The following is a 20,578-nucleotide window of genomic DNA, read 5'->3' on the forward strand; positions in this document are numbered from 1 at the left end:
CTCAGCGTCGCCGAGAGCTGAAGGCGACCGCCTGGTGACCCGTCTCGGTGACGTCGCGTTCCGCCGCGGCCCGCTCGCGGCCCAGGTCGAGCGACCGGGAGAGGAGCACGTAGGCGATCGCGGAGGCGGCGAGACCGATGAACAGGGCGAGGTCGGCACCGCCGAGCGCCTGTGCGATCGGACCGGTGAACCACACCGTCACCACGAACGGGATCATCGCGACGATCCCGATCACGTAGGCGAGGAGGCCGCGCCAGCCCCAAGCGCCGTAGACGCCGTTCGGGGTGAAGATGTCGCGGACCACGTAGTGGCCCTTCCGGACGAGGTAGTAGTCGACGAGGTTGATCGAGGTCCACGGCACGAGGACATAGAGCAGGACGACGAGGAAGCTGCTGAAGTTCGCCAGGAACTCGCCGGTGCTGAGGAGTGAGCCGATGACGGCGGCCGCGGCGATCGCGAGGCAGGTGATGACCCGCAGGGCACGTGTCGGCCGGACCGGTCGGATGGAGTCGATGATCGTGATGGTCTCGATCGAGGCCGCGTAGATGTTGACGGTGATGACGCTGATCAGTCCGGGCAGTGCGGCGATGAGCAGCCAGGTGCCCGAGCCGGGCAGGATGGCGTCGGCGGCTTCGCGGACCCCTTCGAGCGGGTCGGCGCCCTGGAACGCGCTGGCGACGAACGCGCCGAGGCCCATCAGCCAGACGGCACCGACGAACACGCCGCCGTAGGTGTAGGCCAGCGCGCGGCCCGGGTTCGTCTGCGGCGGGAGATACCGCGAGTAGTCGGAGACGTACGGCGCCCAGCCGAGCGCGTAGGCCGCGGCGCCACCGAACTGCACGAGGAACGCCGTCCAGCTGAAGTTCGCGAGCGACAGGGCGTCGGCCGGGAGCGGCACGACGAAGGGGACGACGACGGTGAACAGCCCGAAGGTGATGAGGAACAGCGCCGTGAGCCACGACTGCGTGCGGTGGATCCAGGAGTATCCGAAGATCGCGAGGAGGACGGCGACGCCGCTGATGAGCACGTACCAACCCGCACCGGCGTCGACACCGGTCGTCATGGTGAGGACGTCCGCGCCGAGCATCTGGTTGAACATGTTGAACCCGACGAGGCTGAAGACGACGATCGCGCAGATGAGGACGACGCCGCGGTAGCCGAACTGGGCGCGCGACTGGATCATCTGCGGGAGCCCGAGCTGCGGTCCCTGCGCCGAGTGGAAGGCCGTGAACACGGTGCCGACCGCCACGCCGAGCACGATCGCGAGGAGCGATGTCGCGAGGTTCGCTCCGAGCGCTGCGCCGAGCATGCCGGTCGCCAGGGTCGTCACCTGGGCGTTCGACATGAACCAGAGCGAGAACAGTGAGCGCGGGCGACCGTGACGCTCGGCGAGCGGGACCCAGTCGATCGAGCGGGACTCGACGAGGGACGGCTGGGTGTCCGACCCACCGATGGCGGAACCGGACGGGGACGTGGGGTCGGCGGGTGTCGCCATGGGCTGGCCTCCAGGGCTCGGGCGGTCGAGGAGTGGGACGGGCAGCGGGGGTCTGCCTCGGGTCGGGGACTCGCTCGTGCCGACGACGGTATCCGCAGGCCACCGGCGTCCACAATCGGCATGCCCCGATCGCAACCATCGGGGAACACGATGGTCCCGTCCGCGAGGGCTTCGTATGATCGCTGGATGACCAGCACCGACCCCACGGGCGCCACCGACCACGCCGACCCCGCCGCGCGCACCATCCGGGTCCGCGCCCAGGAGCTCGCCCCCGTCCTCGGCGACCTCGACGGCAACCTGCGCACGATCGAGACGGCCATCAGGGGCGCCGTCGCGGACGGGGTACAGCTCCTCGTGCTGCCCGAACTCGCGACGAGCGGCTATTACCTGGGCAGCCCGGAGGTGGCCCGCGCGGTCGCGCTCCCGAGCGACGCACCCGTGTTCAGCGACTGGGCCTCGCTGCTCCCCGAGGACGCCGTGCTGGTCGTCGGCTTCTGCGAGCTGGACGGTTCGGAGATCCGCAACAGCGCGTTGGTCCTCGGTGCCGCGGGCGTGCTCGGGGTCTACCGGAAGGTGCACCTGTGGGACGAGGAGCAGTCCGTCTTCGTGGCGGGTCGCGAGGCCCAGCCGGTGGTCGAGACGCCGCTCGGCCGGCTCGGCGTCCTCGTCTGCTACGACCTCGAGTTCCCCGAGGTGCCGCGGGGGCTCGCGCTCCGAGGTGCGGACCTGCTCGTCGTCCCCACGAACTGGCCGCTCGTCGAACGGCCCGACGGCGAGCGGGCGCCCGAGGTCGTCCAGGCGATGGCGGCGGCACGCGCGTCCGCGATCCCGATCGTGTGCTGCGACCGCTCCGGCACCGAGGCCGGCAACCCCTGGACCGAGGGCACCACGATCATCCCGGCCGACGGGTGGCCCGTCGGCGAGAAGGACGCTCGGGGACGGGTGGACGCGACGATTCGCATCGACCGGGGCGCGACCCGGATCGGTCCGCGCAACGACGTCCTCGCCGACCGACGGCCCGAGCTGTACGGGACGCTCACGGCGCAGTGACGGGAGAACGCTCCTCGCTAGGCTGACCGCATGACCCTCGCGCAACTCCGCGCCTTCCTCGCCGCCTATGAGAGCGGCTCGTTCACCGCCGCAGCCGCCGAACTCGACAGCAGCCAGGCGTCCGTGTCGGAGCTCGTCAGCCGCCTCGAGCGTGAGATCGGCCTGCAGCTGTTCGCCCGTGGTGCGCGTCGGCTCGTCCCGACGGCGGCCGCCGAGGAGTTGCGCGAGCATGCCAGACGCGCGGTCGCCGCCATCGACGGCGGACTCGACGCGCTCTCGGCGATCACCTCCCTCGACGGCGGCGTGTGCACCTTCGGCGTCCTGCGCAACGCCGCCTACTACGAGCTGTCCGACCTGGTGCAGCGCTTCCACCAGCGGTACCCCAATGTGCGCGTGCGACTCGTGGGGCTGAACTCGGCCCTCGTCGCGGACTCCGTGGCGAGCGGCGAGATCGAGGCCGGGCTCGTCGTCCTCCCGGTCCCCGTCACGGGCCTCGCGATCCGGCCCCTTTTCCGCGACGAGGTCTTCTACGCCTCCACCACCAGGGATCCCGCGGCGGGCCCGGTCGGGATCGACGAGTTCGCGGACGCCAAGCTCGTGCTCTACGACGCCTACGCCGGTTGGCGGGACCCCACGCGGCTCCAACTGCTGGAGCGCGCTCGCCTGCAGGGACGGTCGATCGAACCGGCCGTCGAGGTCGAGCACGTGGAGACCGCCCTGAGCCTCGCGGCGACCGGGGCCGCCGACACGATCGTGTCCGGCACGGTCGCCCGCACCGGCGGGTTCCCGGAGCAGCTGACGCTCACCCCCTTCGCCGAACCGCTCTACGACACGATCGCGCTCGTCCAGCGCGAGGGGGCCTACCTGTCGCCGGCAACCGCGCGGATCGCCGAGCTCGCCGAGCACACCCTGCTCGCGGCGGCGGAGCCCGACCAGGTGATCGCGACCACTCCGAGACGCTGAGCGACACCCGCGAACCGGCGTATCGGATGACCCGATGGCTCGGGCAGGCACGTCCCCCGTTGTCGCCCCCGCGCCGCGTTCGTACGCTCGCAGCATGCGTTTCAGTCCTCCCGTGCTCCAGTCCCTCGACGGCTCCTTCCGTCACCTCAAGACCCCGCTCGTCGACGCCCCACCGGCGCAGCGCGACCCGGCCGTCATCGAGACCGTCTCCGCGATGCTCCTCGACATCGAGCGACGCGGCATGGACGCCGTGCTCGACGCCGCGCGACGGCTCGACCGGTACGACGGCGGTGACGTCGAGCTGACGCCCGAGCAGATCGCGACCAGTGGCGACCGCCTCCCCGCGGACCTCCGCGCCGCCATCGACCTCGGCGGCGAGCGCACCCGTGCCTTCGCCCAGGAGCAGCGATCACACCTGCAGGACTTCGAGACCGAGCTTGTCCCCGGACTCGTCACGGGCGTGAAGTACGTGCCCGTCTCCCGTGTGGGCGCCTACCTCCCGGCCGGCCGGTTCCCGCTCACCGCCAGCGCGTTCATGACGGTCGGTGTGGCCAAGCAGGCCGGCGTGCCGACGGTCATCGCCTGCACCCCGCCGCAGCCGAACGGTGGTGCGAACGACGCCGTGGTCTACGCCGCGCACGTGTCGGGTGTCGACCGGGTCTTCGTCCTCGGTGGGGTCCAGGCGCTCGCCGCCATGGCCTACGGGCTGCTCGGTGAGCTACCGATCGACATGCTCGTCGGTGCGGGCAACGCCTTCGTCGCCGAGGCGAAGCGACAGCTGTTCGGCACGGTCGCGATCGACCTCCTCGCCGGTCCGTCCGAAGTGGCCGTCCTCGCGGACGAGACCGCGGACCCGATCCTGGTGGCCGCCGACCTGCTCGGCCAGGCCGAGCACGGACCCAACTCGCCGGCCGCGCTCGTGACCACGTCGGAGGAGCTCGGCCGCGCGGTCATCGCCGAGGTCGAACGCCAGCTCCCGACGCTCTCGACCGAGTCGATCTGCGGGCCGGCCTGGCGCGACTACGGCTCCGTGACCGTGGCCGACGACCGCGAGACCGCCGCGGCGCTCATGGACGACCTCGCTCCGGAGCACCTCGAAGTCATCACGGCCGACGACGCCTGGTACCACGGGCGACTGCTCAACTACGGGTCGATCTTCCTCGGCCCGTGGAGTACCGTCGCCTACTCGGACAAGGGCATGGCGGGGACGAACCACGTGCTGCCGACCGCCGGCGGCGCCAAGCACAGCGCCGGGCTCTCGGTGTCGCGGTTCCTGAAGCCGCTCACGTACCAGCGGATCGCCGAGTCGGCGACGCCCCAGCTGGCCGACGCGGTGCAGGTCATCTCCGATTCGGAGGGCATGGCGGCGCACAGCGCGACCGCGACCCTGCGGACGGCCCGCCTGCGCTGAGGCGGTCGGCGCGCACCCGCTTCGTCAGTCACCCTGGCGGAGCGAGTGCAGGGCCTCCTGCATCGCCTCGTCGAAGTCCAGCTCGGGGTCGTGGAGGATCCGGGCGGTCGCGCGGGCGTGCGCACGGGCCTCACGGTCGAACGCGTCGGATGCAGCCGTCTGTTCGACAGGTTCGATCGAGGGCTCGCCGATCGTGTCGAACGCGCGTGTGAGGCTGAGCTGCACCTCGCGATCGCCCCGGCCGAACTGCCTCGCCAGCAGCTCGGCGAGTGCCGGTGCCTCCCGCTCGGGGACGACCCCTGCGGCGGTGCGCCATGCGGCTCGGGCGACCTGATCCTCCTCGTCCTCAAGCAGTGCGAGGGTGATGGCCGACCAGGTGCGTGGGTCCCCGGTCTTGGAGAGGGTGTGCAGCGCCTGGCTGCGGGCTTGCGGGAAGACCGACCCGAGTTCCTCCATCAGGCGGGGCACGGTCACGTCCGGATCGTGCCGCACGAGCGCCCAGGTGAGCATGTCGCGGACGAAGAAGTCGGGCTCCACAGCGCATCGGTCGATGAGGACCTCGATGTAGGCGGTCTTCGGGGTGGTGCCCGCCGCGAGCGCTGCCTGGAGTCGGTCCGAGGGGACGGGTGCGCGGAGGGCGATGCCCAGACCGTTCGCCGCGGCGGCGTCGTGCTCCTGGCTCATGGTCCGCTCCTCAGGTTCTGCATCCCGTCTCAGACCAGCGTACGTGCGGCAGACGGTTCGAGGTCCCTCAAGCCGTACGCCTACCGCCCGACAACGGTCGCGCCGACGACACTGTCCACGACAGGCAGCACCCCACTTTGATTAATTAGTCATGAAAGGTCTTGACCTGCGACGGGTGACCGGGAAGTCTATTGGGACCGTCGTCTCAATGAGGAGACGCGGGAAGGAGACGATGATGCAGTCACACATCCGTGCCGCACGACTGGCGCTCGCCACCGTGCTCGTGGTCGGCCTGGTGGGAGCAGGGGTCGGCCAATCGGCACCCGCGGAGGCGTTCCCGGCGAAGACGAAGGCGTCGGTGATCCAGTACCTCCGGTCGATCACCGGTTCGAACGTCGTATCGGGTCAGCACAACAAGGAACCAGCGAGTGCTCCCGGCCAGTACACCCAGCAGGTGAAGGACGTCACCGGTCAGTACCCGGGGCTGTGGGGTGGCGACCTCATGTTCCGCGGCCAGGACGCCGCGAACCGGCAGCGGGTGATCGACCAGGCGAAGACGGAGTGGGCGAACGGTTCGCTCGTCGCGCTCACCTGGCACGCCTGTTCACCGACGGGGCCGTCCACCTGCGAGTTCGAGGGCGGAGTGAAGACCCAGATCTCGAACACCCAGTTCACCCAGATCGTCACGGGCGGCACCGCCCTCAACGCGACGTGGCGGCAGCGCATGGCTGAGGTGGTGCCCTACCTGCGGCAGCTCAAGGACGCCGGCGTCCCCGTCCTGTTCCGGCCGTTCCACGAGATGAACGAGACCTGGAACTGGTGGGGTGGCCGGTCGGGCGCGAACGGCGGGGCGAAGATCTTCCAGCAGATGCGTGACTACTTCGATGCGCAGGGACTCGACAACCTGATCTGGGTCTGGAACGTGCAGGACAACCCTGCCGGCGGTTGGGCCAACTACTACCCGGGGAACTCGTACGTCGACGTCGTCTCACTCGACGTCTGGTACAAGAACTACCCGAGCGCCGCCGACTATCAGCAGATACAGACGATCGCCGGTACCAAGCCGATCGCGATCGCCGAGTTGGGGAAGGCACCCGACGCGAACCTCCTGCAGTCGCAGACACGCTGGTCGTACTTCATGATCTGGTCGGAGCAACTGCGTGCCAACAACTCCAACGCCGAGATCCAGAACGCCTACTTCCACCCGCGAGTGTTCAACCAGGGCGAGGTGGTCCTGCCCTAGCCGCTCAGCGGATTCCGAGCAGGGCGGCGACCCGGTGGCGCAGCCCTGCTCGGACGAGCCTGGCGTGGTCCCGAGCGGCGGTCCTCGCATCATCGGGCTTCCCGGCGGCGACGGCGTCGAGCAGCTGTTCGTGGACCGCGAGGGAATCCTCGGAGGTCTCGTCGCGGACGAGTCGGCCCCCGTAGGCGGAACGCTGCGTCGAGACCAACGCGCTCTCGATCCCGTCAAGGAGGAAGGACAGGACTTCGCTACCCGCTGCATCGACGAGGGCTGCATGGAACTCGCCGTTGGCCACGCCGAGCGCGTCGCCGGACGGTGCGTGGCGCATGCGGTCGAGGGCGGATCGCGCAGAGTCCACCGCGTGGGAGGCCGACGGCGACGACTGCTCGGCCGCCCGTTGAGCGACGAACTCGTCGAGGAAGTCTCTGATCTGCGCGAGCTCGATCAGTCGCTGTGGGTCGCGTCGGACCAGGGCTCCGAGTTGCACACCGAGCACCTCGCTCGTCGGACGGGTGACGGTGCCCCTGCGTCCTCGGCCCAGCTCGATCAGCCCTCGGCCGCTGAGGACCTTCAGCACCTCACGGACCGTGGCCCGGCTGATCCCGTAGCGCTCGCAGAGCTCGGACTCGCTCGGCAGCTTCGCTCCGAACTCGAACTCGTCGGCGAGTTCCCGCTGCAGTTCGTCCGCGATGTCCTCGACCCGCGACTCGGTCCCTCCGGTGCGATCCATGACGCGAAGGTATCAGACAACTTTCGCAGGGCGACAACAGCGATTGAAAGTTATCAGACAGCTTCGCGGGCCTGTTCTCGCGAGAACGGCGCAGAAACTGACTACTTAGGCCAGTGCCATCATCGAAAGCATGAAGATTTTCGAGAAAGTTGCTTGACAACTTTTGCCCGTGAGGCGCAAGATCGATCCGTCAACGTCGATGGGAGTCAGGTGTTCGAGTACGTCACATCAGCAGGCCGGGTGCGCGGCGAAGGTCTGGACACCCCCGATGGCGCCGCGGTCGCGGTCCTCGGAGTCCCGACGGCCCGCGTCGCGGAACGGTTCCTGCCCGCCGAGCGAGTTGACGGGTGGCGGGGTGTCCGCCCGAGCGCTCAGGGCCCCATCGCCTGGCAGGACGCCGGACGCGCCGGAGCCGCGCCGATGAGCGAGACCGACTGCCTCACGGCGAACGTCTGGCTGCCCGGCGGGCGTTCCGACTCGCCTCGTCCGGTCCTCGTCTGGGTCCACGGCGGTGCGCACCTGTACGGCTCGAACGCGCACCCGCTGTGCGACGGCGCTCGGCTCGCCGCGGCCCACGGGGTCATCGTGGTCTCGATCGCCTACCGTCTCGGCGCCCTCGGCTCCCTCCGGCTCGACCATCTGCTCGGCCCGGACTACGCGGACGCCGGTAATCTCGCCCTCCGCGACACCCTCGCCGGCGTGCAGTGGGTCCAGGACGAGATCGCCGCGTTCGGCGGCGACCCCACCCGGATCACGGTGATGGGACAGTCCGCCGGCGGTGTGGCCGTCGCAGCGCTACTCGCCGAGAGCTCCCTGGACTCCCCGTTCCGACGCGTGATCATCGAGAGCGCCACAGCCGAGCGGGTGCACACGCTCGACGAAGCGGCTGAGGTGACCGACGAGCTGCTGCTGGAGCTCGCCGGACCGCACGCCGACGGACGCCGTCTGCTGAGCGCCACTCCCACGGAACTCGTCGCGGCGCAGGAGCGGATGGTCGACCGCTGGCGAGCGACGCGCCGTGGACCGGGCATCCCGTTCAGGCCCGTCGTCGACGGTCGCTTCCTCCACGACGTCCCGCTGCGTTCGATCGCCGCAGGGGCAGGTTCCCACATCGACGCGATCGTGGGGACGAATCGGAACGAGGCGAGCGGCTATGTCGACCTCCTCCGTCTCCCGCCTACACAGGCCCTGGCCACACTCGAGCGGGAACTCGAAGCCGACGGCCGACCTGGCTCGGCCGCGGCCTACGTCGAGGCCTGTGCGGAGGACGACGGCGGATCGCCGGACGCGGTCGCCGCGCTCGAGTCCTATGTCTCCGACCGGCTCTACCGGCGCCCCGTGAGCCGCCTGCTCGACGCCCGCTCGGCCGCGTCCGCGAACACCTTCGGCTACCTCTTCTCCTGGAGCCGGGCGGACACGCCGAGCTGGGCCCGCCGTTCCGGCCATTCGCTCGAGCTGCCGTTCGTGTTCCGTCACCTCGACGACAGCGACACGGCCCGGGAGGAAGTCGGTGACGACGCACCGTTCGAACTCAGCGAGCGCATGAGTGGCGGCTGGGCGGCGTTCGTCGCGACGGGCGATCCTGCGACGCCGGACGCCGCATGGCCTCCGTACGGGCACGAGCGTTCCACGCTCGTCCTCGACGAGCAGAGTCGGAGCACCCGGGACCCGTTCGCCGCCCGTCGGCGCTTCACCGACGCACCGGCCGCACTCGAACCCCAGCACTGACAATCGACCGATACATCGGCTTCAGAGGAGAAGACAGATGTCCCACACGAACCCCTTGCACGACCTCCAACTCACGCGCCGGACGGCGCTCGGTCTCGGCGTCGGCGGCCTGGCCGCCCTGGCCCTCGCCGCATGTTCCCCGGGGGGAGCCGGCACGCAGGCCGCACGATCCGAACTCCTCCTCCCCACCTTCCGGGCGCAGCGGGCCGCCGACGCGACGGCCATCGTGAGCCAGGTGGCCGGTGTCCAACCGGTGTACACCTCGTACCCGGCGAGCTACTGGGCGAGTGTGGCCTCGGCACCGGGTCGGGGTGGTGAACTCAAGACCTTCCAGATGCTCTACTTCTCACCACCCGCGCCGCTCGAGTCGAACCCGTTCTGGCAGGAACTCAACAAGCGCATCAACGCCGACTTCAAGCCGAGTTACGCCTCGGGCGACAACTACGACGCGAAGGTCGCGACGACGCTCGCGGGCGGTACCCTCCCCGACATCATGTACCTCCGCGACGAGGTGCCGGCCGTTCAGCAGGCGATCCAGGCCGGTGCGTTCGCGGACCTGTCGGACGCGCTCGGCGGCGACGCCGTCCTCGAGTACCCGAACCTCGCGAACCTCGAGACCCACGCCTGGCGCAACTCGGCGAAGGGCAACCGCATCATGGGCGTCCCGCGCACCAGCCCGCGCGTGACGGCATGCCCCGTCATCCGCACCGACCTCATGGAGGCGGTCGGCGCGACCGGCCAGCCAGCCGATGCGGCGGCGTTCGCGGACGTCCTGGCGGAGATCGCGAAGCTCGGCGAACACGCCGGCCGGCGTGTGTGGGCCGTCGGTGGCCTCGGCACGGGTCAGATCCAACTGCTGTCGCGCTGGATGTTCGGCGCGGGCGCGGACTGGACGCTCGGCTCCGGCGGCTCACTCGTCAACACGATCGAGACCGACGAGTTCGAGGCGACCATGGAGTACCTGGCCGACCTCTGGAAGCGGAAGGTCTTCCACCCCGACGCGATCGCGCTCGGATCCGACTCCCAGCGCAGCAAGGAGAAGCAGCTCTGGCTCGAGGGCCAGATCGCCTTCGAACTCGACGACCCGGCCTGGCTCTCCTCGCAGGGCATGCTGCAGGTCGAACAGTCGACGAGTGGGGCCAAAGTCGGATACCTGCTCCCGCCGGGACATGACGGTGACGACATCGTGGTGCAGGCGGGACCCGGCTACGGCGGGTTCGACGCCATCTCGGCCTCCGCCGCGAAGGACCCGAAACGACTCGCCGAGCTCCTCCGCTTCCTCAACTGGTGGGCCGCACCGTTCGGCACCGAGGAGAACCTGTTCATCGGCGGTTCCGGTCTGGAGGGCTACAACTACACCTTCGGACCGGGCAAGCAGATCGTCTCGACGGGAGACGCGACCGCCCTCGCCAACCTCCAGGGCCTCAAATGGCTGGGCGTCACCGCACCGCCGTACATCATGCTGAACAACGAGAACGCCGGGCGCGCCGACGGGCTCGTCGCGCAGATGGAGTACCTCACGAAGGCCGCCGTCGACAGCCCGGTCGTCGGCCTGACGTCCACTACGCAGACGAGCCGTGGGGCCCAGCTGACCCAGATCAACGACGACTACCGCAACAAGATCGTCTCGGGCAAGCTCTCGGTCTCCGCGATCAAGGACTGGCGGTCCGACTGGCGGAAGGCCGGTGGCGACCAGGTGAAGGCCGATTACCGCAAGCTCCTCGACGAACGGAAGTGACGTCATGACGCAGCTGCAGACCAGGCCGGCGCGCTCCGCCGCCCGTGATCGTCGTCGGGAGGACGCGGCCCGTCGGCATCGCACCCCGCTCGGGACCCGGATGCGACGCGAGTGGCGGATGTACGCGCTCATCCTGCCCGGACTCCTGTTCTTCGTGCTCTTCGCCTACGTCCCGATCCTCGGCAACGTCGTCGCCTTTCAGGCGTTCTCGCCGTTCCTGGGGATCGAGGGTTCACCGTGGGTGGGCTTCGACAACTTCGTCCGCATCGTCAGCGACCCGGAGGTGGTTCGGGCGGTGGTCAACACGATCCAGATCGCCGTCCTGCAGATCGTCTTCTCCTTCCCGGCACCGATCCTGCTCGCCCTCCTCCTCAACAGCCTGCTGTCGTCCCGCGTGAAGCGGGTCGTGCAGTCGATCGTCTACCTGCCGCACTTCATCTCCTGGGTGATCGTGATCTCCATCTGGCAGCAGATCCTCGGCGGCGCTGGACCGGTCGCCGGGCTGTTCGAGTCCCTCGGGGTCGACGGCGTCAACATCATGTCGAATCCGGACACCTTCAAGCTCCTCGTGACCTCGCAGGTCATCTGGAAGGACATCGGGTGGGGCACCATCATCTTCTTCGCGGCGATCGCGGCGATCCCGCAGGAACTCTACGAGGCCGCGGCGGTGGACGGCGCGAAACCGTGGCGGCAGACGTGGCACGTGACCCTGCCGGGGCTCGTCCCGGTGATCTCGCTGTTGCTGGTCCTGACCGTCGGCAACGTGCTGACCGTCGGGTTCGAGCAGCTGCTCCTGCAACAACCGATCGTCGGCGCGGATGCTGCGCAGGTCATCGACACCTTCGTGTACTTCCGAGGCGTGGTCGGAGGCGACTGGGGGATCTCCGCGGCCGCCGGACTCATCAAGGGCGTCATCGGCACGCTCCTGGTGCTGGGCGCCAACCGTCTGGCGAAACGAATGGGAACGGAGGGGGTCCTGTGACCACCATGACAGCACCGGAGACGCCGACGGCGCCGATGGCACCGGAAGCCGCGGGCAGCGCTCGCCCACCGCGGACCAAACGTCGGCGACGCGGTCCCACGAGCGACCGACCGGCGTGGATGGGGCGTCCCTCCGTCCCTGTCCAGGCGCTCAAAGCCCTCGTCATCGGCTTCATCGTCCTGGTGATGCTGTACCCGTTCGTCTACATCATCGCGATGAGCTTCGCCTCAAAGGACGCGCAGACGAGCGGCTTCCTGCCGACCTCGTTCTCGCTGGACGCGTACCAGGCGATCCTCGCCGGCGACATCGTCACGCGTTCGCTGCTCATCTCGGCCTTCGTGACGATCGTCGGGACGGCGCTCTCGCTCACCTGCACCGTGATGTTGGCCTACGGGCTCAGCCGCACCAGGCAGGTCCCCGGCTCGCGTGCGATCCTGCTCCTCGTCGTGTTCACCATGTTCTTCGGTGCCGGGATCATCCCCAACTACCTGCTGATGAAGAACCTCGGCCTGTTGAACACCCTGTGGTCGCTCATCCTCCCGGGCCTGATCTCGGCGTTCAACATGGTGGTCGTGCGCAACTTCTTCATGAGCATCCCGGCGAGTCTCATCGAGTCCGCGCGCATCGACGGCGCGAGCGACTTCCGGATCCTCTGGAAGATCGTCCTGCCGCTGTCGCGCCCGGTGCTCGCGGTCGTCGGGCTCTTCGCCGCCGTCGGGTACTGGAACAGCTACTTCAATGCGTTGCTCTACATCAACGACTCGAGCCTCTGGCCGGTGCAGGTCGTGCTGAACCAGTACGTCATCCAGGGGTCCGTCCTCACCGACATCATCGGTTCGGACGTCCCGACACCGCCGTCCCAATCGGTGCAGATGGCGGTCGTGGTCCTCGCGACCCTGCCGATCCTGATCGTCTACCCGTTCATCCAACGCCACTTCACGAAGGGCATGCTGACCGGCGCGATCAAGGGGTGATTCCCTGATCCGATGCCGAACGGACCGCGACACCCCGGACCCTCCTGGTCCGGGGTGTCGTTTCGCGGTGCGCTGCAGCCGTGCGCCTCAGTCGATGGGGTCGAGTCGTCCCGGCCGGACGACGACCCACAGGATGACGATCGCGGCGAGCTGGCCGACCACCATGACCGCGGCCACGGGTGCGGCGCTCGTGACCCCGATGAACCCGGCGATCGGGGTGGCGAGCGCGCCGAAACCCTGCCGGGTGGCGTTCAGGAGACTCGCCGCGGTGCCGGCGTCGCCGCCGTGGCGGGCGAGCGCGAGGGTCTGGATGCAGGGGGTGTTGACGCCGAGGAAGAAGGTGAACGCCCAGAGGAACACCATGATGCTCACGAGCGGCCCGACGGGCAGGAACCCGATCACGAGCAGCCCGATCGCGGAGAGCCCGAGACCGGCGGTTGACAGCATGACGATGCGGCGTGGTTCGATGCGATGGGCGACGCGGACCCCGAGTTGCGTGCCCAGGAGCATCATGAGTGCGTGCGAGGCGAAGACGAGGCCGTACTGCAGCTCGCTGAGTCCGTACACGCGTTGGAAGAGGAACGACGATGCCGCGAGGTAGCTGTACATGCCCGCCCAAGCGAGCGAGGTCACGAGGACGAGCCCGACGAAGGGTCGGTCGGAGCCCACCCGCCGCATCGCCGAGGCGCGAGCGCGCAGTCCTCCGGGGTGCCGGCGTTCCGGCGGGAGCGTCTCGCCGATGAGGACGAGCACCAGCAGCCCGATGGCGAGTCCGTATCCGGCGAGAGAGGCGAAGACCCCCCGCCACTCCATGACCTCCAGCAACAGCGACCCGAACAGTGGCCCGACGGCGATGGCCATCCCCGAAATGAGCGACATCGACGCCAGCATGCGCATCATCGACAAACCGGAGTAGAGGTCGCGCACGATGGCGAGCGCGATGACGCCCGTCGCGGCCGACGCCGCGCCCTGGAGCACACGCGCGGCGACGAGCATCTCGACCGAGGGGGCGAGGGCGCACGCGATCGAGGCGGCGACGTGGACGACCGTGGCGATGAGCATCGGCTGACGCCGACCGACGGCATCGCTCCACGGGCCGGCGAAGAACTGCCCGAAGACCATGCCGATCATCGCGCCCGTGAAGGTGAACTGGATCGACGGCTCCGAGACACCGAACGTGCCCGCGATCTGCGGGAAGGCCGGCAGGTAGATGTCGATCGTGAAGGTGCTGAGCGTCTGCAGCAGTCCCAGCGCGATGACGTACGCGATCCGTCGGCGTGCGAAGTCTCCGGCCGCCGGTGCCGCGTCGCCCGCGCTCATCGCCGGTGTCCCGCGGAGGACACCGGTCGGATCCCGCGGCTCATGCGGTCGCTTCGCGGGCGGTGAACCCGAGGGGGTCCCGGAGGAGCGCGGCGAACGCGACGTCGCTCGCCCCCGCGAGGAGCTGGCTCTCGCCGAGCCGCGGTTCGACGAGGCGGGCCGGGCTGCGCAGCGCGGAGATGGTCTCGTCCGAGAGTCGCCGCCGGATCGCACCGTCGCCCTGGTCGAGCAGCAGGCCGAAGAACCCACCCATGACGACGATCTCGGGGTCGTAGATGTTGGTGATGACCCGGATCGCGGTCGCGACGTACTCCAGCTGTCGGTCGAGGGCGCCGGCGGTCCGGGCGGCGGAGCCCTCGGCGAGCGCGGCACGGAGGTCCGCGAGCGCGACCGAGGCGGCACCGGTGGCCGCGGCGATGGCGTGCGCAGAGACGACGGTCGTGAGACAGCCGACGTTGCCGCAACTGCACACCGGACCGTCGGGGGCGACGAGCAGGTGGCCGAGGCGGGCGACGCCGCCGTTCGCTCCCTGCAGGATCCGGCCGTCGACGAGCGCCGACGCCCCGATCCCGCCGGGGCCGCCGTAGAGGTAGACGGCGTCGGCGGTGTCACGGGCAGCTCCCCAGTGTCGCTCCGCGGCCAGCCCGACGGCGGCGTCGAAAGCGACCCGGGAGGGGATGCCGGTCGCGTCCTGCAGCATCGACGCGAACGGCACGTTCCGCCACCTCAGGTGCGGCGCGTAGACCACGTCCTCGCCGGTCTTGTCGACACGGCCCGGCATGGCGGCGCAGAGCGCGACCAGGCGCGAGTCCGGCAGGCCCGCCCGCAGTTCGCGGACGGCGTCGGCGGTCATCGCGGCAGCCTCGTTCGGGGTGACCACCCGCTCGCTCGGACGGAAGGTCTGCGCGACGATCCGCCCGCCGAGGGCGCAGAGGGCCACGCGGACCCCGTCGACGTCGGGGTTCACGGACACCGCGAGGAACCGATCCGTGGGGATGACGACGGGGGAGGGGCGCCCGACCCGGGTCGCCGGCGGAGCGGCCTCCTGGCTGACGACACCGGCGAGCTCGAGGTCAGTGATCACCGTCGCCACCGACGAGCGGGAGAGACCGGTGCGCCTGGTGATCTCCGCCCGGGAGAGCCCTCCGTCACCGTGGACGAGAGCGAGGACGGCGGAGACGTTCCGCCGGCGGATGTCCTCAAGGGTGTGCCCGGAGGCGGTTCCGATGCTCATGGCGTCCTCTCGACAGGTTCCTCCGCGACCGGTGCGGCGCGAGCTGATAAGTTCTAGTCTTGCACAAATACCAGATGATCGAGGAGACCGGCATGCACAACGTACTCATTCTTCGTGGCGAGGGGCGCTACGCCGATCCCTGGCATGACTTCGCAGCGACGTCGGGCCGCGTGGCCGATCTCGCCCGCGAGGAGGGGCTCGAGGTCCGGGTGAGTGGCGCGGTGGAGGAGGAGCTGGCGTCACTCGACAACGTCGACCTCCTCGTCCTCATGGTCGGCAATCCCACGCGGCACGGACTGGAGTCGTCGACCTTCGCGGCGGCGCAGGAGGGGTTCGAGGCCTATGCGCGCGACGGCGGGTCGATCTGGTCGCATCACGTCTCAGCCACCTCGTTCCCCCACATGCCGGCTTGGGAGCGGGTGATCGGGGGTCGCTGGGTCGGCGGCGTCTCGATGCACCCCGAGATCGGCGAGGCGCTCATCGAGGTGCCTGACGCCGGGCATCCGATCACGCGGGGTCTCGGCGACTTCACCGTCTGGGATGAGCGCTACACGCACCTCCGGGTCTCCGACGCGATCCACCCGCTCGCGTTCCACGAGCACGAGGGGGTGCGTCATCCCGTGTTGTGGACGCACCGGTCGGGTCCCGCCCGCGTCGTGTACGACGCGCTCGGTCACGACGTGCGCTCGTTCGACTCGCCGAAGCGGCAGCTCATCCTGCGACGCAGCCTCGGGTGGCTGCTGGACGGCGACGCGATCGGGTTCGCCCCGTAGATTTGTCCAAGTCTTGAACATAAGCTACTGTTCCTGAAAGCAGCATCGGCCTTCCTGACGACCGATGCGCCACCGAAGGATTACGAGGAGGTAATTCCATGAAGCGATCAGCCGTCTGGATCACCGCAACTGTCGTCGGGGCACTGGCCCTCGGCGGATGCTCCGCTGGGAGCGACAGCGAGGCACCCGCCGAGAGCGGCCCGGTGACGCTCACCTGGTGGACCTGGTGGGCCGGTGCCCCCGGTATCGCGGACGCCTGGAACGCGGAACATCCGGACATCCAGGTCAAGGTCACGAACGTCGGGGGTGGCACCGACCAGTTCACCAAACTCAACGCCGCCGTTCGGGCCGGGGAGGGCCCGGACCTCGCGCTCGCCGAGTACCAGTGGCTCCCCTCGTACATCTCGAGCGGCGTCGCCGCAGACATCAGCGAATACGTGGACGGCATCGAGGACCAGTACAGTCCTGCCGTCTGGAACCTCGTCCATCTCGGTGACGACGGGGTCTACGGCGTCCCGCTCGACCAGGCGCCGATGTTGCTCATGTACCGTGCCGACCTCTTCGAGCAGTACGGGCTGTCCGTGCCGACCACGTGGGACGCGTTCGCAGACACCGCTCGCCAGTCGAAGCAGGCCGCTCCGGACTCGGTCCTCGCGAACTTCCCGACCAGCGATGCCGGGTGGCTCGCCGGTCTCACCGCCCAGGCCGGTGGGGACTGGTGGTCGCTCGACGACGACACCTGGTCGGTCGACATCGACGGTGCTGCACCGACGAAGGTGGCCGAGTACTGGGACGGACTCGTCGGTGAGGGCGTCGTCTCCGCCGGGGCGAGCGGCACCCCCGAATTCAACGCGCAGCTGAACTCAGGGAAGATCCTCACCCAGGTCATCGGGTCCTGGGGCGCGACCGGCTCCTCGGTGAAGACGGGCGCTCCGGACACCATCGGGAAGTGGCGGATCGCCCCGCTGCCGAGTTGGACCGACGACGACCCCGGTGTCGGGTTCCAAGGCGGCTCGTCGAGTCTCGTCACGACCACCTCGAAGCACCCGAAGCAGGCGGCCAAATTCCTCACCTGGCTCGGCTCCACCGCCGAGGGGCAGGGCGTCATGATCGAGCAGGGAGGCAACTTCCCGGCCTCCGCGCCCGGCCTCGACGTCTACGCGAGCATCCCGCAGCCCGCCGACAAGGCCGCCGCCGGTCAGGAGGACTTCCACGACATCCTGCTCGACGTCGCCGCCGACACCACCGACGTGACGTGGGGACCGAACACGACCGTCGCCTTCAGCGCTTACACGGATCAGGTCGGCAAGGCCCTCGGGGCCGGTCGATCCTTCGCGGACGCGCTCCGGGCCGTCCAGAAGACGGTCCGTGCGGACCTCGAGAAGTCGGGATTCGACGTCGAATGAACGCCACGCCGCTCATGACGCCCACGAGCGCTTCGCCTCCGGTTCCGGACCATGGCCGGATCAGAACGCCTCGTCACCGGGCCCGGGTGCCGATCGTGCCCTACCTGTTCCTCCTCCCGGCCATCGTGCTCTTCCTCCTGTTCCTCGTGGCGCCGATCGGCTACGCCGTGGTGCTGAGCCTGTTCGGTCAACGCGTCCCGGCCGGTTCGGGCGGGTACGGAGCCCGCGAACAGACCTTCGTCGGCCTCGACAACTACGTCACCTCGCTCACCGACCCGGAGTTCGTCGCCAGCGTCGGCCGTCTCGGCCTGTACGCCGTCATCGTGATCCCCTGCACGCTCGGCATCGCCCTGCTCTTCGCGCTCCTCCTCGATCTCCCGAGCATCCGGGGCGCACGGATCTGGCGGACCGGCATCCTCCTGCCGTACGCGATCCCCGGCGTCATCGCGGCGATGATGTGGGGCTTCCTGTATCTGCCGTCGACCAGCCCGCTCAACGCGGTGCTCACCACCATCGGATTGCCCGCGGTCGAACCGCTCGCCTCCGGGTCGGTCATCGCCGCGCTCGCAAACATCAGCATCTGGGGTTCGCTCGGTTTCAACATGGTCATCATGTTCACGGCGTTGCGGGCCGTCCCAGCCGAGGTGTACGAGGCGGCCCGCATCGACGGTTGCTCCGAGTTCGACATCGCGGTGCGGATCAAGATCCCCCTCATCGCGCCGTCGCTCGTCCTCACCTCCTTGTTCGCCCTCATCGGGACGCTGCAGGCCTATGCGGAGCCGACCGCCCTCCGGCCACTCACCGACACCATCAGCTCGACGTTCTTCCCGCTGATGAAGGTCAACACGGATGCGTTCACCAACGACAACATCAACGGCGCAGCCGCGACAGCGGTCATCATCGCCGCGTTCACGCTCGTGGCCTCGGCCATCCTGCTGCGCGTGACCCGGGATCGGAGCGACGCCTCATGACCTCCACCACCCTCCGTGCTGGAGCCCCGGCTTCGGGCGCCGCCGTGCCACGACGGCCCCACCGCGGATCGCTCATCCCGACCGTCATCCTCCTCGTGGGGGCGGCGTACTGCCTCGCACCGCTCGTCTGGGTCGTCATGGCCTCGACGAAGTCACCGCAGGAACTGTTCTCCACCTTCACGCTCGCACCGGGGACCGGCTTCCTCTCGAACCTCGAGAAGCTGTTCACGATGCAGGACGGCGTCTTCCTCTCCTGGATCGGGAACACGATCGTGTACTCGCTCGGCGGTTCCGTGCTGTGCGTCCTCGTGTCGGCGCTCGCCGGGTACGCGCTGGCGAAGTTCCGGTTCCCCGGTCGAGACACGATGTTCCGGATCCTCCTCGGCGGGGTGCTCATCCCCGGGATCGCACTCGCGATCCCGCAGTACTTCGTGATGGCGGGGCTCGGCCTCACGAACACGTACTGGGCGGTACTCCTGCCGATGGTGATCAGCCCGTTCAGCATCTTCCTCTGCCGGGTCTACGCCACCTCCTCGGTGTCGTCGGACCTCCTCGAGGCGGCCCGGATCGACGGGGCGGGGGAGTTCTCGATCTTCCGGAGGATCGCACTCCCGATCATGGTGCCGGGTCTCGTGACCGTGTTCCTCCTCCACTTCATCGGCACGTGGAACAACTTCCTGCTGCCCTACCTGATGCTGTCGAACGAACGGCTGTATCCGCTGACCCTCGGTCTGTTCACGCTCCTGAGCACCGGAGACGGGAAGGAGTTGCTGTACACGACGGCCATCGTCGGTGCGTTCGTGTCGCTCATCCCACTCGTCGCGCTCATGCTGTTCCTGCAGCGGTTCTGGAAGTTGGACCTCATCAGCGGTGGATTGAAAGGATGACCATGACCGATCGGATCTCGACCCTCGTCGAACCACGCCCCCTCGGCGACACCGGGCTGACGGTGAGCCCGATCATCGCCGGCGCCGCCGGATGGCGCCGTCGGGAGGACGGCTCGGGCTCTTCGCCGGAGGAGAGCCTGGAACTCGCCGCGTCCATGGCGAGCGACGGCGTGGTCACCACGATCGACACCGCCAACAACTACGGGTTCGGTGACAGCGAGCGACGTGTCGCCTGGGCGCTCGGGCAGCTCGGCCAGTCGGCGGGACGGCTCTCCGTGCAGACGAAGGCCGACCGCGAGCCGGGGACCGACGACTTCTCCGCACCGCAGATGCGCCGATCACTCGAGCAGAGCATGGAACGACTCGGCGTCGACCGCCTCCCGATGGTCTACCTGCACGACCCGGAGAACACGACGTGGGAGCGTGCGATGGCTCACGACGGTCCGGTGGCAGCCCTCGTCGCAGCCCGGGACGAGGGCCTCATCGGAGGGCTCGGCATCTCGGGTGGCCCCGCCGAGCTGCTGTCCCGATTCGTCGACACGGGATGGTTCCAAGCGCTCATCACGCACAACCGCTTCACGCTCGTCGACCGATCGTCCGATGCACTGCTCACCCAGGCCGCGGCGGCGGGTCTCGGCGTTCTGAACGCCGCTCCCTACGGCGGCGGGCTGCTCACCTCGTGGCCCGTTCGGACCACGAGGTACGCCTACAGCACCGCCCCGGCGTCGATGCTCGAGGCGGTCGACCGCATCGGTCGGCTGTGCGACGAGGCCGGTGTCCCGCTGGCCGCCGCCGCGCTGCAGTGGTCCCTGCGCGATCCCCGCATCACCGGGACGATCGTCGGTATGGAACGGCTGGAGGACTACACGCGCACACTCGATCTGGCCGCGCTGCCCATCGACGACGCGCTGTGGGCCGCGATCGAAGCGGTCGAACTCGACCGGTCGACCTGGCAGGACGCCGCACGGCGCTGACCGACTCCACATCCG

The 20,578-nt window shown here is 69.1% G+C and carries 18 protein-coding genes; 13 read left to right on the forward strand and 5 right to left on the reverse strand.

Annotated features, from left to right (window positions below; genetic code table 11):
* Position 1 precedes the first annotated feature (1 nt).
* Complete coding sequence (locus QRN19_RS17370; RefSeq protein WP_285028474.1) at positions 2-1,495, reverse strand: purine-cytosine permease family protein; 1,494 nt, start codon at positions 1,493-1,495, stop codon at positions 2-4.
* Positions 1,496-1,681: 186 nt separating this feature from the next.
* On the opposite strand from QRN19_RS17370, the gene QRN19_RS17375 reads away from it, so the two are divergent.
* The 3 genes from QRN19_RS17375 to hisD all read left to right on the forward strand — a co-directional run bounded on the left by QRN19_RS17375 (position 1,682) and on the right by hisD (position 4,919).
* Complete coding sequence (locus QRN19_RS17375) at positions 1,682-2,545, forward strand: nitrilase-related carbon-nitrogen hydrolase (protein ID WP_285028476.1); 864 nt, start codon at positions 1,682-1,684, stop codon at positions 2,543-2,545.
* A gap of 30 nt (positions 2,546-2,575) precedes the next feature.
* Positions 2,576-3,508 carry a LysR family transcriptional regulator gene (locus QRN19_RS17380; RefSeq protein ID WP_285028479.1) on the forward strand — a complete coding sequence of 311 codons (933 nt, stop codon included), beginning with the start codon at positions 2,576-2,578 and terminating at the stop codon, positions 3,506-3,508.
* A gap of 94 nt (positions 3,509-3,602) precedes the next feature.
* A complete protein-coding gene (hisD, locus tag QRN19_RS17385; protein ID WP_285028481.1) occupies positions 3,603-4,919 on the forward strand; it encodes a histidinol dehydrogenase in 1,317 nt (438 codons plus the stop codon).
* Between the two features lie 24 nt (positions 4,920-4,943).
* On the opposite strand, the gene QRN19_RS17390 is transcribed toward hisD, so the two are convergent.
* Positions 4,944-5,603 (reverse strand): HEAT repeat domain-containing protein, encoded by a 660-nt coding sequence (locus QRN19_RS17390; protein ID WP_285028483.1) that lies wholly within the window; start codon positions 5,601-5,603, stop codon positions 4,944-4,946.
* A 235-nt stretch (positions 5,604-5,838) separates the two neighbouring features.
* Between QRN19_RS17390 and QRN19_RS17395 the strand changes: the two genes are divergently transcribed.
* Positions 5,839-6,846, forward strand: coding sequence for a glycosyl hydrolase (locus tag QRN19_RS17395; protein ID WP_285028484.1), 1,008 nt, complete (start codon positions 5,839-5,841; stop codon positions 6,844-6,846).
* 4 nt (positions 6,847-6,850) lie between these two features.
* Here QRN19_RS17395 and QRN19_RS17400 read toward each other — a convergent pair whose 3' ends face one another.
* Positions 6,851-7,576 (reverse strand): FadR/GntR family transcriptional regulator, encoded by a 726-nt coding sequence (locus QRN19_RS17400; protein WP_285028485.1) that lies wholly within the window; start codon positions 7,574-7,576, stop codon positions 6,851-6,853.
* A gap of 210 nt (positions 7,577-7,786) precedes the next feature.
* Here QRN19_RS17400 and QRN19_RS17405 point away from each other — a divergent pair, with 210 nt between their 5' ends.
* The 4 genes from QRN19_RS17405 to QRN19_RS17420 are packed head-to-tail and all read left to right on the forward strand — an operon-like array spanning position 7,787 to position 12,998.
* Positions 7,787-9,304 carry a carboxylesterase/lipase family protein gene (locus QRN19_RS17405; RefSeq protein ID WP_285028486.1) on the forward strand — a complete coding sequence of 506 codons (1,518 nt, stop codon included), beginning with the start codon at positions 7,787-7,789 and terminating at the stop codon, positions 9,302-9,304.
* A 37-nt stretch (positions 9,305-9,341) separates the two neighbouring features.
* Positions 9,342-11,042, forward strand: coding sequence for an extracellular solute-binding protein (locus QRN19_RS17410; RefSeq protein ID WP_285028487.1), 1,701 nt, complete (start codon positions 9,342-9,344; stop codon positions 11,040-11,042).
* 4 nt (positions 11,043-11,046) lie between these two features.
* On the forward strand, positions 11,047-12,024 hold the full coding sequence (locus QRN19_RS17415) for an ABC transporter permease (RefSeq protein WP_285028488.1): 978 nt from the start codon (positions 11,047-11,049) through the stop codon (positions 12,022-12,024).
* Between the two features lie 5 nt (positions 12,025-12,029).
* Positions 12,030-12,998 carry a carbohydrate ABC transporter permease gene (locus QRN19_RS17420; protein ID WP_285028628.1) on the forward strand — a complete coding sequence of 323 codons (969 nt, stop codon included), beginning with the start codon at positions 12,030-12,032 and terminating at the stop codon, positions 12,996-12,998.
* A gap of 87 nt (positions 12,999-13,085) precedes the next feature.
* Here QRN19_RS17420 and QRN19_RS17425 read toward each other — a convergent pair whose 3' ends face one another.
* Together QRN19_RS17425 and QRN19_RS17430 are read right to left on the reverse strand one after the other, a co-directional pair.
* The gene (locus QRN19_RS17425; protein WP_285028489.1) at positions 13,086-14,318 is read right to left on the reverse strand and encodes a multidrug effflux MFS transporter; all 1,233 of its coding nucleotides are present in this window, start codon (positions 14,316-14,318) and stop codon (positions 13,086-13,088) included.
* Between the two features lie 40 nt (positions 14,319-14,358).
* Positions 14,359-15,552, reverse strand: coding sequence for an ROK family transcriptional regulator (locus QRN19_RS17430; RefSeq protein ID WP_285028490.1), 1,194 nt, complete (start codon positions 15,550-15,552; stop codon positions 14,359-14,361).
* A gap of 92 nt (positions 15,553-15,644) precedes the next feature.
* Between QRN19_RS17430 and QRN19_RS17435 the strand changes: the two genes are divergently transcribed.
* The 5 genes from QRN19_RS17435 to QRN19_RS17455 all read left to right on the forward strand — a co-directional run bounded on the left by QRN19_RS17435 (position 15,645) and on the right by QRN19_RS17455 (position 20,563).
* Positions 15,645-16,325 carry a ThuA domain-containing protein gene (locus QRN19_RS17435; protein WP_285028491.1) on the forward strand — a complete coding sequence of 227 codons (681 nt, stop codon included), beginning with the start codon at positions 15,645-15,647 and terminating at the stop codon, positions 16,323-16,325.
* A 98-nt stretch (positions 16,326-16,423) separates the two neighbouring features.
* The gene (locus QRN19_RS17440; RefSeq protein ID WP_285028492.1) at positions 16,424-17,731 is read left to right on the forward strand and encodes an ABC transporter substrate-binding protein; all 1,308 of its coding nucleotides are present in this window, start codon (positions 16,424-16,426) and stop codon (positions 17,729-17,731) included.
* Positions 17,732-17,817: 86 nt separating this feature from the next.
* Entirely contained in the window at positions 17,818-18,702 is an 885-nt protein-coding gene (locus tag QRN19_RS17445; protein WP_350224047.1) for a carbohydrate ABC transporter permease, read from the forward strand.
* Entirely contained in the window at positions 18,699-19,589 is an 891-nt protein-coding gene (locus tag QRN19_RS17450; protein ID WP_285028493.1) for a carbohydrate ABC transporter permease, read from the forward strand. The genes QRN19_RS17445 and QRN19_RS17450 overlap by 4 nt, the downstream gene beginning before the upstream one ends.
* A gap of 2 nt (positions 19,590-19,591) precedes the next feature.
* Complete coding sequence (locus QRN19_RS17455) at positions 19,592-20,563, forward strand: aldo/keto reductase (RefSeq protein ID WP_285028494.1); 972 nt, start codon at positions 19,592-19,594, stop codon at positions 20,561-20,563.
* Positions 20,564-20,578 lie beyond the last annotated feature (15 nt).

It is taken from the genome of Plantibacter sp. ME-Dv--P-122b (assembly GCF_030209375.1).
Taxonomy (GTDB): Bacteria; Actinomycetota; Actinomycetes; order Actinomycetales; family Microbacteriaceae; genus Plantibacter.